Source organism: Micromonospora sp. NBS 11-29 (assembly GCF_002140155.1).
Classification (GTDB): Bacteria; Actinomycetota; Actinomycetes; order Mycobacteriales; family Micromonosporaceae; genus Micromonospora.
The window spans coordinates 550,798-563,725 of sequence record NZ_NAPR01000007.1 but is presented as its reverse complement, the minus strand read 5'-3'; the positions used below and the strand labels follow the sequence as shown (position 1 = coordinate 563,725).

Below are 12,928 nucleotides of genomic sequence, written 5' to 3'. Positions count from 1 at the left end.
GCCCGCCCCGCCCGGTGTGTCAGCCGACCTGCAACGTCACGTCGTCGATGACGAAGCTGGTCTGCAACGAGGCGTCCTCGACGCCGGTCCACTTCAGCGTGACCGTCTGGCCGGCGTACGCGGCGAGGTCGAAGCTGCGCTGCGTGTAGCCGCTGGCCTTGTTCAGGTTCGAGTACGTGGCCAGCGTGGTGGAGCCGACCTGCACGGTCAGCTTGTCGTAGGCGGTCGAGGTGGTCGTCTCGGCCGAGTCGATGTGCAGCCAGAACGCCAGGGTGTAGCTGGTGCAGCCGGCCGGCAGCGTCACCGACTGGGAGAGCGTGTCGGTGCGCGAGGAGCCGTACCCGTTCAGCCACGCCTTGTACGAGCCGGTGCGGGCCGCCTGACCCTGGTCGTTGGTGATCACGCCCGAGCTGGCCGTCCACGGCGTGGTGCCGGACTCGAAGCTGCCGTTGCCGATGAGCTGCCCACCGGTGCAGCCGCCGCTGCCACCGGTCACGGTGAGCGTGTAGCTGGTGGTGCGGGTGGCCGAGCCGCCGGTGCCGGTGACGGTGATCGTGAACGTGCCGGTGGTCGCCGTGGACGAGGCGCTGACCGTCAGGGTGGCGGAGCCGCCCGAGGTGACCGAGGACGGGCTGAAGCCGACCGTGACGCCGCTCGGGGCGCCGCTGGCCGCCAGCGTCACCGTCTGGGCGCTGCCGGAGGTGGTGGCGGTGCTGACCGTGGCGGTGGTGGAGCCGCCCCGGGCGACGGTGCCGGAGGTGGGGCTCACCGCGAGGGAGAAGTCGTTGGTCGGGGTGCCGCTGCCGACCGCGAGCGCCCAGATGGCGTACGCCACGCCGTCCGCGCTGCGGTTGAGGACGGTCGTGTTGATGTTGCTGGTGGTGTCGCAGGAGCGGTGGTAGCAGCCGTCGTACGCCGCGCCCGAGGTGCCGCCCCACTTGCTGGCCTGCGCCGCGGTCTTGGTGTAGCTGGCGCCCGCCGCGTAGCCGGAGGTCTGGATGCCGGCGTTGGCGAACGAGTAGTCGTCGGAGCGGCCCTGCCCCTCGGTGTTCTCCTCCGGCTGGATGCCGAACGAGTCCCAGTACGCCTTCAGCGGCGCGGCGGTGGCCGAGGTGATCCGGTTGATGAAGTAGCCGCCGTTGGGCGAGCCGACCATGTCGAAGTTGTAGTAGCCCTTGATGTAGCCCCGCTGGGTGGAGCTGAGCTGGTTGACGTAGTACTTCGAGCCCTGGAGTCCCTGCTCCTCGCCGTTCCACCAGGCGAACCGGACCCGCTTGGTCATGCTCGGGCTCTGCGCGGCCAGCACCAGGGCGTTCTCCAGCAGGGTCGCCGAGCCGGAGCCGTTGTCGTTGATGCCCGGGCCGGCGGCGACGCTGTCCAGGTGGGCGCCGAACATGACCACCTGGTCGGCGGGGCCCTGCGGCCACTCGGCGATCAGGTTGCTGCCCGGGTAGGTGCAGGTGGTGCAGGTCTGCTCGGTGACCGTGTAGCCGGCCGCCTGGAGCTTGCCCTTGACGTAGCTGACCGACGCGGCGTATCCGGCCGAGCCGGCCCGCCGGTTGCCGCCGTTGCTGTTGGCGATCGAGTTGAACTGGGTGAGGTGGGCCTGGACGTTGGTCACCGAGATGTCCGGTGCGGCGAGCGCGGCGGCCTGGGCGGGGGCCGACGCGGGCGCGGCGGAGGCGGTGCCGGCCAGGCTCGCCGTCGTCAGGGTGGCGACGAGGGCGAGCGCGAGGCTCGTGGTCGGCGTGCTGCGTCTCATGGAGACTCCTCGTGGGGGTCGGGCGGGGGTGACGGCCATGGACCGGTGATCGGAACAGTTACATGCATCGATCACATAGTCAACGGGCCGTCACATCCCACCAACCCCCTCCCCCGCCCGGGATGCACCGGGCGCGGCGTCAGCCTCGGCGCAGGACCGCGAGGAACATGGCGTCGGTGCCGTGGCGGTGCGGCCAGAGCTGCACCGTCGGACCGTCGCCCAGCCCCGGCATGCCGGCCGGCAGCAGCGGCCGCGCGTCCACGAAGTCGACCGGGAAACCGCACCGCCGGGCCGCCTCGGTCACCGTCACATGCGTCTCCACCACATGCGGCGAACAGGTGACGTACGCCACCACGCCACCCGGGCGGACCGCCCGCAACGCGGCGGTGAGCAGCTCGCGCTGCAACCGGGTCAGCGGCGGCAGATCGGCCGGCTGACGCCGCCATCGCGCCTCCGGCCGGCGACGCAGCGCGCCCAGACCGGTGCACGGCGCGTCCACCAGTACCCGGTCGAAGTGCCCCTCCGGCAGCTTCGGGTCACCGCCGACGTCGCGCCCGTCGAGGTGCAACACGGTGACCGGCAGGTCACGGGTCGCCTGGGCGACCAGTCGGGCCCGGTGCTCGGCCACCTCCACCGCGGTCAGCCGCGCGCCACGCGTCGCCGCCAGCGCGCCGAGCAGGCCGGACTTGCCGCCCGGGCCGGCGCACAGGTCGAGCCAGCGGCCGTCCGGCCCGTCCAGCGGGGCGGCGACCAACGCGTCCGCCACCAGCTGGGAGCCCTCGTCCTGCACGTGCGCCCGCCCGTCGGCCACCGCCGCCAGGTCGCCCGGCGCGCCACCGGGCAGGTAAACCGCGTACNTGTCCTCGATCAGCAGCCGGGTGGTCTCCCCCAGGTCGCCGCCGAGCGCCTCGGCGAACGACCGGACGATCCACTGCGGATGGCTGTACGCCAACGCGAGGTGCCCGATCGGGTCGGTCTCCTCAGCCGGGGCGAGCTTCGCCACCCAGCCGTCGACGTCCCGACCGGCGATCTCCCGCAGCACCGCGTTGGCGAACCCGGTCGCGCCCGGTCCGACCATGCGGACCAGGTCCACCGTGGACGACACCGCGGCGTGCGCCGGCACCCGGGTGTGCAGCAACTGGTAGGNGGCGGGTCGATCCGCTGCACGTCCCGGCCCGCCGCGTCGGTGACGATCGCATCCAGCGTGCCGGTGTGCCGCAGCGTGCCGTAGGTCAACTCGGTGGCGAACGCGGCATCCCGACCGCTCAACCCCGCCTCGCGCAGCATCGCCGGGAGCACCAGATTGGCGTACGCGTCGTCGCGGTGCACCGCCGCGAGCGCCTCGTAGGCGACGTGCCGGGGCAGGTCCACCGCCGGCCGGGTCGGAGCACGCCCGCCCCGCCGGTCGCCGCCCTCCCGGAACGACCCACCGGGCCGGCCCGCACCGCGCGGACGATCGCCGCCGCGCTCGTACCCCGGCTCACTCCTCGCGCTCACGCCGANACCTTCCGTTCGCGACTGCGGGGCTCGCAAAACCGGCTCACTCCTCGCGCTCACGCGAAGACCTCGCCCTCGGTGACCCGGGCGCCGCGCGCCCAGTCGCCGGCCGACATGGCCTTCTTGCCGGCCGCGCGCACCTCGCCGAGACGCACCGGCCCGGTGGCGGTGCCGACCAGCACCTGGGACTTCTCCACCAGCAGCTCACCCGGCTTCAGCTCCGGGCCGTTCGCCACCGGGATGACCGGGCCGAGCTTGACCCGGTCATCGCGGAACGTGGTCCACGGACCCGGGGCCGGCGTGCAGGCACGGACCCGCCGGTCGACCGCGAACGCCGGGTCGCTCCAGCGGATCCGGGCGTCCTCGGCGGTCAACTTCGGCGCCAGGGAGACCCCGTCCGCGGGCTGCGGCTCGGCGCGGGCGGTGCCGGCGTCGATCGCGTCGAGGACCGCGACCAGCAGCCCGGCGCCGGAGTGGGCCAGGCGCTCCAGCAGGTCGCCGGAGGTGTCGGTGGGCCGGATCTCGTCGGTGACCGTGCCGTAGACCGGGCCGGTGTCCAGCCCCTCCTCCAGCTCGAAGACGCTGGCCCCGGTCAGCTCGTCGCCGTGCAGCACGGCGTGCTGCACCGGCGCCGCGCCCCGCCAGGCGGGCAGCAGCGAGAAGTGCAGGTTGATCCAACCGTGCCGGGGGATCTCCAGCGCCACCGGCGGCACCAGCGCACCGTAGGCGACCACGGGTACGCAGTCCGGCGCGAGCGCGCGCAGCCGGTCCAGGAACTCCGGCTCGCGGGGCCGGGCCGGGGTGAGCACCTCGACGTCGTGCGCGTCGGCCCACGCGCCGACCGGCGAGCGCTGCAACCCCCGGCCCCGGCCCGCCGGGGCGTCGGGGCGGGTGACCACGGCGAGCAGTTCGTGGCCGGAGGCGGCGATCGCGTCCAGGGCCGGCACGGCGACCGCCGGCGTGCCGGCGAAGACCAGGCGCATCCCGGTCACCGCCCCAGGCCGAACGGATTGTTGAGGACGTGCGGGCTCACCTTGACCGTGGGCGGCGCGGCCTGATCGTACCAGTCGGCCTGACGGATCGCCTTCATGGCCTCCTTGCGACCGGCCGGGTCGAGCCGGTCGACGAAGAGCACCCCGTCGAGGTGGTCGGTCTCGTGCTGCAGACAACGGGCCATCAGGCCGGTGCCGACGATCTGCATCGGATCGCCGTGGGCGCTGAAGCCCTTGGCGATCACGTTCTGCCGGCGCTTGGTGTCGAAGTAGAGGCCGGGGATGGACAGGCAGCCCTCCGGGCCGTCCTGCTCCTCGGCGTCGGGGAACTCCAGCACCGGGTTGACCAGATGGCCGAGCATGTCGTCCACGTCGAAGGTGAACACCCGAAGGCCCACCCCGAGCTGCGGCGCGGCCAGGCCGGCCCCGTTCTGCTCGCGCATCGTGTCGGTCAGGTCGGCGATCAGCTTGCGCAGCTCGGCGTCGAAGTCGACCACCGGGTCGGCCGGCGTGCGCAACACCGGATCGCCGAACAGACGGATGGGCTGGACGGTCACGCGGCGTGGCTCCTTGGTCGGGGACGGGTGGTGCGTCCCCCAGTCTACGGAGTGCGGCCGGACGCTCCCGGTGGCGTACCGGGCAACGGGCGACCGGGCCGCCGCACGGGACCATCGCCGCCGGCGCGGGTGGGTGTTCAGGCGCCGGCGCCGGGCTCCCCGGCCAGCACCGCGCCGCCACCGAGCAGTGCGTGCTCCGGCAGCGGCAGCGCGATGCCGTGCGCGTCCTCCCAGTCGTGGATCAGGTCCGGCCGGGCCTGCGCGGCGAAGAAGTCGACCGCGCTCATCCCGCCGACCACCGGCTCGTCCACCTCGGCGACCAGCCGGGCGGGCACCATCGGGAAGCCTGCCCGCACCGCGGCGCTGAGCCGCCGGTGCCCGTCGACCACGAAGAAGTATTCACCGGTGTAGCCGATGCTGAGCGGCTCCAGCGCCTCGTCGCCGGCCTCGGCCACGTCGCGGGCGTGTTCCGAGCCCCAGAGACCACGCAGCGTGGCCACGTCCTCGGTGGGATAGACCCGGTTCGGGTCGAGCAGCAGCAGCGGCTGGCCGGCGCGCAGCACCTCGGCGCCGAGCCGGCCCTCGTAGACGTCGACGACGTGCTGGATCACCTGCTCCGGGTTGGCCCGGGTGGTGTCGCAGATCAGGTCGTAGTTGCGCAGCCGGGCCTTGTCGACGCCGTACCGGACGATGAAGCGCCCGCGCTCGCTCTCGCTGCGCTCCCGCAGCTTGGCCCGCGCCTCCTCCATCGAGGTGTAGCTCTCGGCCGGGCCGGACGGACGGGCGAGGACCCGTCGGGCCGCCTCCGTCGGTTCGGTGATCATGTGCACCTTGAGCGCGTCGGTGAAGAAGTGCCAGGCCAGCCGGGAGTCCATCACCAGCGACTCGCCGGAGGCGGCGATGTCACGCTGGAGCTGGTCGACGTAGCCGTCGACGGCCTGGTCCAGCTCCGCGTGGAGGTTGAGCTGGAGCGCGGTCATCTGCCGCTCCTGGGCCATCTGCCGGTACAGGTCCCCGACGCTGACCCGGCGCAGCCCGAGCCGCTTGGCGATCTCCACGGAGACTGTGCTCTTGCCGCTGCCGAGGTCACCGTTGAAGACGATCGACTGACGAACGGTCACGACTGGTCCACCCCTGCTCACCGGCTGACTGACGACATCGAATCCGTGTGGCCCGACGTGCTCGGAGCACCCGCCGCGCCGCGTCGCACGCGGGAAAACCGCGTGCCTGGGCATGACGGGCGATGCTATCACCGTCCGCTACTCAATTGCCGGACCAGGTGTGCGATAAACCCCAGCTCACGACCGTGCGCGAGGAGGTCGGTGCGCTCGGTGACCGGGTCGTCCTAGAACAGGCTGAGCGGATCCACCTGGAGCCGGACCGGCTCGGCGGCCTTGCGGGCGCTGCGCTGCCCGGCCGCGACGTGCAGCGCGTCGGCCAGGGCCCCGGCCCGGGCTCGCGGGACCCGGACGAGCATCCGTTCCCGGCCCTCGTCGGCCGGCACCGGGCCGAGGATCTCGGCGTCCTCCGGCAGCCGGGCGCCGGCCAGGAGGTCGGCCACCGCCTCGGCCACGCCGGTGACGCTGGCCATCCGCACGGCCGGCGGGAAGCCCAGCTCGCGGCGCTCGGCCAGCTCCCGCGCGGCGAACCAGCCCGCGTCCCAGCGCAGCAGCGCCTGCACCGCGGCCAGCGCACCGTCGGCCACCACCACCACCCGGCCGCCCGCCGCACCCGGCCGGGCCAGCGCGGCGGCGGCCAGCCAACGACGTAACGCCTCCTCGCCGGCCCGCAGGTCGGCGCGGGTGAGCAGCGCCCACGAGTCGAGCAGCAGCACCGCGCCGTAGCCGCCCTCCGCCAGCGGCTCGGCGCCCGGGGTGGCGATCACCAGACCGGCCCCGCCCGGCACGGCGGTCAGCACCTCCTCCCGCCCGGAGGTCCGCACCGGCACCCCCGGAAACGCCCGACCCAGCTCCTCGGCGGTCCGCCGGGCGCCGGTGACCGAGGCGCGCAGCCGCCGCCCCCCGCACTCCGGGCAGGCGTACGCGGCGGCGACCCGGCCGCACCAGCGACACGCGGGCGTGCCCTGCGCCGACGGCAGGCCGAGCGGGCCGGCGCAGTGCGGGCAGCGGGCCGGGGCCCGGCAGTCGGCGCAGGCGACCGAGGGCAGGTAACCGCGGCGGGGCACCTGGACCAGCACCGGCAGGTCGGCGCGGAGCGCGTCCCGGGCCGTGGTCCAGGCCAGACTCGGCAGCCGGGCGGTGGCGGCCCCCGGGTCCCGGGCCAGTTGCGGGTCGTCCCCGGTGGGCGCCATCGCCGGCATCCGGGCCCGCACGGTGGCCCGGTCGGCGATCACCTCCCGGGCCCAGCCGGTCTCCACCAGCAGTTGCGCCTCGGCGGTGCGGGCGTAGCCGCCGACCAGGGCGGCCGCCTTGGTGAGCTGCGCGCGGGTGAGCAGCACCTCACGGGCGTGCGGGTAGGGCGCCCGGGGCTCGGCGTGCAGGTCGTCGCCGTCGTCCCAGACGGCGACCAGGCCGAGCCGCTCGACCGGGGCGAACATCGCGGCCCGGGTGCCGATCACCACCGGGACCTCCCCCCGGCGGGCGGCCAGGAAGGCGCGGTAGCGGCGGGCCGGTCCGGCCGCGGCGGTGAGGCAGGCGTGCCGGTCCGGGCCGAGCACGGCGGTCACGGCGGCGTCGAGGCGGTCCAGGTCCCGCGCGTCGGCGACCACCACCACCGCGCCCCGGCCGCCGGCCACGGTCGCGGCCACGGCGTCGGCGTACCGGTCGGCCCAGTCCTCGCCCGGCAGGGCGGACCACACGGCTCGGGGCGCCCGGCCGTCGGTGAGCGCACGCAGCAGCGCCGGCCCCGCCGGGTAGTCCCGCCAGCCACGGGGATCGACCGGCCCACCCGAGCCGGCCGGGGCGGCGTGGGCGGTCGACACGGCGGCTTCCGCGGTCGGCGCGTCGGCGGCGGTGACGGACTTCTCGACGCGGGCATGCCGCGGGGGCACGGCGAGCCGGAGCACGTCGGCGAGGCTGCCCGCGTACCGGTCGGCGACCACTCGGGCCAGCCGGGCCACCTCCGGGGAGAGCACCGGCACCGGGGAGACGACCCGGTCCAGGTACGACAACCTCGGGTGGTCGGACTCGGCGACGCGCGCCAGCAGCCAGCCGTCGACGAGCTGCCCGGCGAACCGGACCTTCACCCGTACCCCGGGCCGGGCGTCGGCGTCCATCGACTCGGGCACCAGGTAGTCGAACGGGCGGTCAAGGTGCGGNGTCGCCGGTCGCGACGCGTGGTGCCGGTCAGGCTGCCGCGGCCGACTTGAGGTCGGCGGCCCGCTCGGTGCCCTCCCAGGTCAGGTCCGGCAGCTCCCGGCCGAAGTGGCCGTAGGCGGCGGTCTGCTGGTAGATCGGGCGCAGCAGGTGAAGGTCCCGGATGATCGCGGCCGGACGCAGGTCGAAGACCTCGGCGACCGCCTTCTCGATCGAGGCCACCGGCACGGTCTCGGTGCCGAAGGTCTCGATGAACAGGCTCACCGGGTGCGCCTTGCCGATCGCGTAGGCGACCTGCGCCTCGCACCGCTCGGCCAGCCCGGCGGCGACCACGTTCTTCGCCACCCACCGCATCGCGTACGCCGCCGACCGGTCGACCTTCGACGGGTCCTTGCCGGAGAACGCGCCGCCGCCGTGCCGGGCGTACCCGCCGTACGTGTCCACGATGATCTTCCGGCCGGTCAGCCCGGCGTCGCCCATCGGGCCACCGATCTCGAACCGGCCGGTCGGGTTCACCAGCAGGCGGTATCCCTCGGTCTCCAGGCCGAGGCCCTCCAGCTCCGGCGTGATGACGTGTTCCCGCACGTCCGGCGTGAGCAGCGACTCCAGCGAGATGTCCGCCGCGTGCTGGCTGGACACCACCACCGTGTTCAGGCGGACCGGACGCAGCCCGTCGTACTCGATGGTCACCTGGGTCTTGCCGTCCGGGCGGAGGTAGGGGATCGTGCCGTCCTTGCGCACCTGCGCCAGTCGCCGGGCCAGCCGGTGCGCCAGCGCGATCGGCAGCGGCATCAGCTCGGGCGTCTCGGAGCAGGCGAAGCCGAACATCATGCCCTGGTCGCCGGCGCCCTGCGCGTCCAGCGCGCTCTCCGACCCGCCGGTACGCAGCTCGAAGGCGTTGTCCACCCCCTGGGCGATGTCCGGCGACTGGGCGCCGATGGACACGCTCACCCCGCAGGAGGCACCGTCGAAGCCCTTCTTCGACGAGTCGTAGCCGATGCCCAGGATGGTCTCCCGCACGATGGTCGGGATGTCCGCGTAGGCCTTGGTGGTCACCTCGCCGGCGACGTGCACCTGCCCCGTGGTGATCAGCGTCTCCACCGCGACCCGGCTGTGTGGGTCCTGGCTGAGAAGCGCGTCGAGGATGCCGTCACTGATCTGGTCGGCGATCTTGTCCGGGTGGCCTTCCGTGACCGATTCGGACGTGAAGAGACGTGTCACGGCACTCCTTACGTGTGAGGTCTTTGACGGTCGCTCGGCGGCAGTTTAGTCGCACAGTGTTGCTAAGTGGTGCCGGAATGCTGACGTCCACCACTCAGGACGGTGTCGCCAACCGGGCGATCACGAGGTCCCAGACGGCGTCGGCCAGGGCCTCCTTGGGCTGTTCGGTGAACCGGGACACATTTTCATCGACGTCGATCACGGTGGCCGCGTTGGTCTCCGCGCCGAAGACCTTGTCGACACCGACCTCGTTGACCACGATCAGGTCGGCGCGCTTGCGGGCCAGCTTGGCCCGACCGTTGGCCTCCGCGTCGTCGGTCTCCGCCGCGAACACCACCAGCACCTGTCCGGGCCGACGGTCCCGGCCCAGCTCGGCGGCGATGTCCGGGTTGGTGACCAGCTCGATGGTCGGCGCGACGCCGCCCTCCGACTTCTTGATCTTACCGGGCGCGTAGTGGGCCGGACGGAAGTCGGCCGGCGCGGCGGCCATCACCACCGCGTCCGCGTCGGCGGCCGCGGCCAGCGTCGCCGTGCGCAGCTCCTCGGTGGTGCCCACCCGGACCAGGTCCACACCGGCCGGGTCGGCGAGCGCCACGTTGGCCGAGACCAGGGTGACCCGGGCGCCCCGGGCCACGGCGGCGCGGGCGAACGCGTACCCCTGCTTGCCGGACGAGCGGTTGCCCAGGAAGCGCACCGGGTCGAGCGGCTCGCGGGTGCCGCCGGCGGTGACCACCACGTGTCGGCCCGCCAGGTCGGCCGGGGCGGCGACACCGCGGGCCAGGGCCCGCCGGACCACGGCGAAGATCTCCGCCGGGTCGGGCAGCCGGCCCTTGCCGGTGTCGCGCCCGGTGAGCCGGCCGACCGCCGGCTCGATCACGCGTACGCCCCGGGAGCGCAGCGTGGCCACGTTGGCCACGGTGGCGGGGTGTTCCCACATCTCGGTGTGCATGGCCGGCGCCAGCACCACCGGGCACCGCGCGGTCAGCAGCGTGTTGGTGAGCAGGTCGTCGGCGAGGCCGTGGGCGGCCTTGGCGAGCAGGTCGGCGGTGGTCGGCGCGACCACGACCAGGTCGGCGTGCTGCCCGAGCCGCACGTGCGGCACCTCGTGCACGTCGGCCCAGACGTCGTCGGCGACCGGCTGACCGGAGAGCGCCGCCCAGGTCGGCGCCCCGATGAAGCGAAGCGCCGAGGCGGTCGGCACGACCCGGACCCGGTGACCCGACTCGGTGAGGAGCCGGAGCAGCTCACACGCCTTGTAGGCGGCGATGCCGCCGCCGACCCCGAGGACGATCTCGGCGGGCATCGGCGCGGGCGCGGTTACGGCTGGTCGGTCGGCTCGGCGGTGAGCAGGCCCGCGTTGATCTCGCGCATGGCGATGGAGAGCGGCTTCTCCTGCGGGGTGGTCTCCACCAGCGGGCCGACGTACTCCAGGAGGCCCTCACCGAGCTGGCTGTAGTAGGCGTTGACCTGACGGGCGCGCTTGGCGGCGAAGATGACCAGCGCGTACTTCGACGTGGTCTTCTCGAGCAGCTCGTCGATCGGCGGGTTGGTGATGCCCTCGGGGTTGGTGGCGATGGATCCCACGAAATTTGACCTCTGCGTCTCGTGCGCCGCCCGGAAGGCGGTGACCGGCTGGCGGTGCCCGCTCGACCTGGACGGCCGCTCAGCCGCTCGGGGGCGGCCGGGCTGGGGCCAGGAATGGCGAACCGAGCAATCCTACCAGCTCCGCGGCCGCCCGCTCGGTCCGGTCGTGCGCCACGGCGTGCGCGAAGGCCGCCGCGACGGCCGGTTCGGCCCGGTACGCCGGCGGCGCGAGCAGCACCAGCCGGGCCTGCGGCACCGCGTCCCGGACGGCGAACGCGCCGGCCAGGTCCAGCGGCAGCAGCACCGGCCGGCCCTCGGCGAGCCCGGCCCGCACGTCCGCGCGGGGCACCCCCCGACGGTACGGCCCGATCCGACACCACTCCAGCAGCTCGTCGGCGGCGACCAGCCGGTCGAAGCCGGCCGGGTCGAGGAAGATCCGATCCACGCCGTCCCGCTCACCGGGACGCTTCGGCCGGGTGGTGGCGACCACCGGCACCCGCACCGACACAAGGCGCGCCCGGATCACCTCGACGACACTGCCCCGGCCGGCCCCGGAAGGGCCGGACAGAACAGTGAGCCGAGCCGCCGAGCGCGCCTCGTCATCCAAGCTCACCGCTTGTTTCTACACGGTGGTCCGTTCAGTTGGCGGCGAACTCACCGAGCAGCGCCTTACGCTGCTGCTCGCCGAGGCCACGCAGGCGACGGCTGTCGGCGATCTTGAGCTTCTCCATGATCTGGGTAGCCCGGATCTTGCCGATACCCGGCATCGCCTGGAGCACTGCCGAAACCTTCAGCTTGCCCACGACGTCGTCGGACTCGGCCCGCTCGAGGACGGTGGCGAGGGTGGTCTTGCCCTGCTTGAGCTGCTCCTTCAGCTCAGCGCGGGCCTTGCGGATCTCCGCGGCCTTCTCCAGCGCGGCAGCGCGCTGCTCGGGGGTCAGTGACGGGAGCGGCACCAGTTCTCCTCNTGGCAACCAAAGGGGTCCGTGGTTCCCAGCGCGGGGAAAACTAGCGGTCGACGGAGCTTTCGGCAACGTGGACGCGCGATGATCAACGTAAAGTGACCGAGCCGTCAGTCAGTCCGGCGGTGCTCAGGGCGGCCCGGCACTCGGTCAGCACCCGCTCGGCGGCGGCCCGCAGGGCGGCCGGTTCCGGCCCCGCGCCCAGCACCTCGCGGGAGTACGACGGCAGCACCGATGGCAGCGCGGCGCCGAAGACGGTCCGTAGCCCGGCGGGCGTACCGCCCTGCGCGCCCAGCCCCGGTGCGAGCAACGGTCCGTTGACCGCACCGAGATCGTGACCGGTCTCGCCGATGGTCGCGCCGACCACCAGACCGAAGCTGCCGAGCGGCTCCGCACCGCGATTGAGCTGGGAAATCTCGTCGATCACGGTCTGCGCCACGGTGCGTCCGTCGGCGCCCACGGCGCGCTGCACGGCGGCGCCCTCGGGGTTCGACGTGAGCGCCAGGACGAAGACCCCACCGCCGTGCGCGGCGGCCGTGGAGATCATCGGCGCGAGTGAACCTACTCCCAGGTAGGGGCTCGCCGTGATCGCGTCCACATACAGCGGGCTGGATGGGTCGAGGTACGCCGAGGCGTACGCGCGGACGGTCGAACCGATGTCCCCGCGCTTGACGTCGAGGAGAACGAGCGCGCCCGCATTCCGCAACTGTCGGATAGTTGACTCAAGTACGCCGACCCCGCGCGCGCCGAAGCGCTCGAAGAACGCCGACTGTGGCTTGACGACGGCGACCCGGTCGCCGATCGCCTCCACCACGGTGCGGCTGAACCGCTCGAGCCCGGCCACGTCGTCGGGCAGCCCCCAGTCGGCCAGCAACCCCGGGTGCGGGTCGATCCCCACGCAGAGCGGACCCCGCTCCGCCACGGCCCGGTGCAGGCGGGCGCCGAACGTCTCCATGTCTGTCTCCCTCTCCCGACGGCCACCGGGCCGCCTCCGTGTCCGGCGACGGGCCTCCCGCCGCCGTCAGGTCGTCCCGGCCGGGTTCGGCCGGCCTCGACCACCGTGGCCGGCACTGGGCCG

Annotated in this window: 11 protein-coding genes and 1 pseudogene; all 12 read right to left on the bottom strand. The window is 73.7% G+C overall.

The annotated features are described in order from the left end of the window. Positions 1-19 precede the first annotated feature (19 nt). Positions 20-1,762: a M28 family peptidase gene (locus B1205_RS12815; protein WP_089155790.1), complete on the bottom strand. Its 1,743-nt coding sequence runs from the start codon at positions 1,760-1,762 to the stop codon at positions 20-22. Between the two features lie 139 nt (positions 1,763-1,901). Next, a pseudogene (locus B1205_RS12810) lies at positions 1,902-3,259 on the bottom strand (RsmB/NOP family class I SAM-dependent RNA methyltransferase). Positions 3,260-3,315: 56 nt separating this feature from the next. Continuing rightward, entirely contained in the window at positions 3,316-4,242 is a 927-nt protein-coding gene (fmt, locus tag B1205_RS12805) for a methionyl-tRNA formyltransferase (protein WP_089155876.1), read from the bottom strand. 5 nt (positions 4,243-4,247) lie between these two features. Next, on the bottom strand, positions 4,248-4,808 hold the full coding sequence (def, locus tag B1205_RS12800) for a peptide deformylase (RefSeq protein ID WP_089155789.1): 561 nt from the start codon (positions 4,806-4,808) through the stop codon (positions 4,248-4,250). Between the two features lie 137 nt (positions 4,809-4,945). Beyond that, complete coding sequence (locus tag B1205_RS12795) at positions 4,946-5,929, bottom strand: AAA family ATPase (protein WP_089155788.1); 984 nt, start codon at positions 5,927-5,929, stop codon at positions 4,946-4,948. 224 nt (positions 5,930-6,153) lie between these two features. Continuing rightward, positions 6,154-8,043 carry a primosomal protein N' gene (locus tag B1205_RS12790; RefSeq protein ID WP_089155875.1) on the bottom strand — a complete coding sequence of 630 codons (1,890 nt, stop codon included), beginning with the start codon at positions 8,041-8,043 and terminating at the stop codon, positions 6,154-6,156. A 70-nt stretch (positions 8,044-8,113) separates the two neighbouring features. Further along, positions 8,114-9,304, bottom strand: a complete 1,191-nt coding sequence (gene metK, locus B1205_RS12785) for a methionine adenosyltransferase (RefSeq protein WP_089155787.1) — start codon at positions 9,302-9,304, stop codon at positions 8,114-8,116. A gap of 94 nt (positions 9,305-9,398) precedes the next feature. After that, positions 9,399-10,607: a bifunctional phosphopantothenoylcysteine decarboxylase/phosphopantothenate--cysteine ligase CoaBC gene (coaBC, locus tag B1205_RS12780; RefSeq protein WP_089155786.1), complete on the bottom strand. Its 1,209-nt coding sequence runs from the start codon at positions 10,605-10,607 to the stop codon at positions 9,399-9,401. A gap of 14 nt (positions 10,608-10,621) precedes the next feature. Then, positions 10,622-10,888: a DNA-directed RNA polymerase subunit omega gene (rpoZ, locus tag B1205_RS12775; protein WP_013285517.1), complete on the bottom strand. Its 267-nt coding sequence runs from the start codon at positions 10,886-10,888 to the stop codon at positions 10,622-10,624. Between the two features lie 79 nt (positions 10,889-10,967). Beyond that, positions 10,968-11,501: a guanylate kinase gene (locus B1205_RS12770; protein ID WP_089155785.1), complete on the bottom strand. Its 534-nt coding sequence runs from the start codon at positions 11,499-11,501 to the stop codon at positions 10,968-10,970. Positions 11,502-11,526: 25 nt separating this feature from the next. Beyond that, on the bottom strand, positions 11,527-11,844 hold the full coding sequence (gene mihF, locus B1205_RS12765) for an integration host factor, actinobacterial type (protein ID WP_013285515.1): 318 nt from the start codon (positions 11,842-11,844) through the stop codon (positions 11,527-11,529). Between the two features lie 94 nt (positions 11,845-11,938). After that, the gene (gene pyrF, locus B1205_RS12760; RefSeq protein WP_089155784.1) at positions 11,939-12,805 is read right to left on the bottom strand and encodes an orotidine-5'-phosphate decarboxylase; all 867 of its coding nucleotides are present in this window, start codon (positions 12,803-12,805) and stop codon (positions 11,939-11,941) included. Positions 12,806-12,928 lie beyond the last annotated feature (123 nt).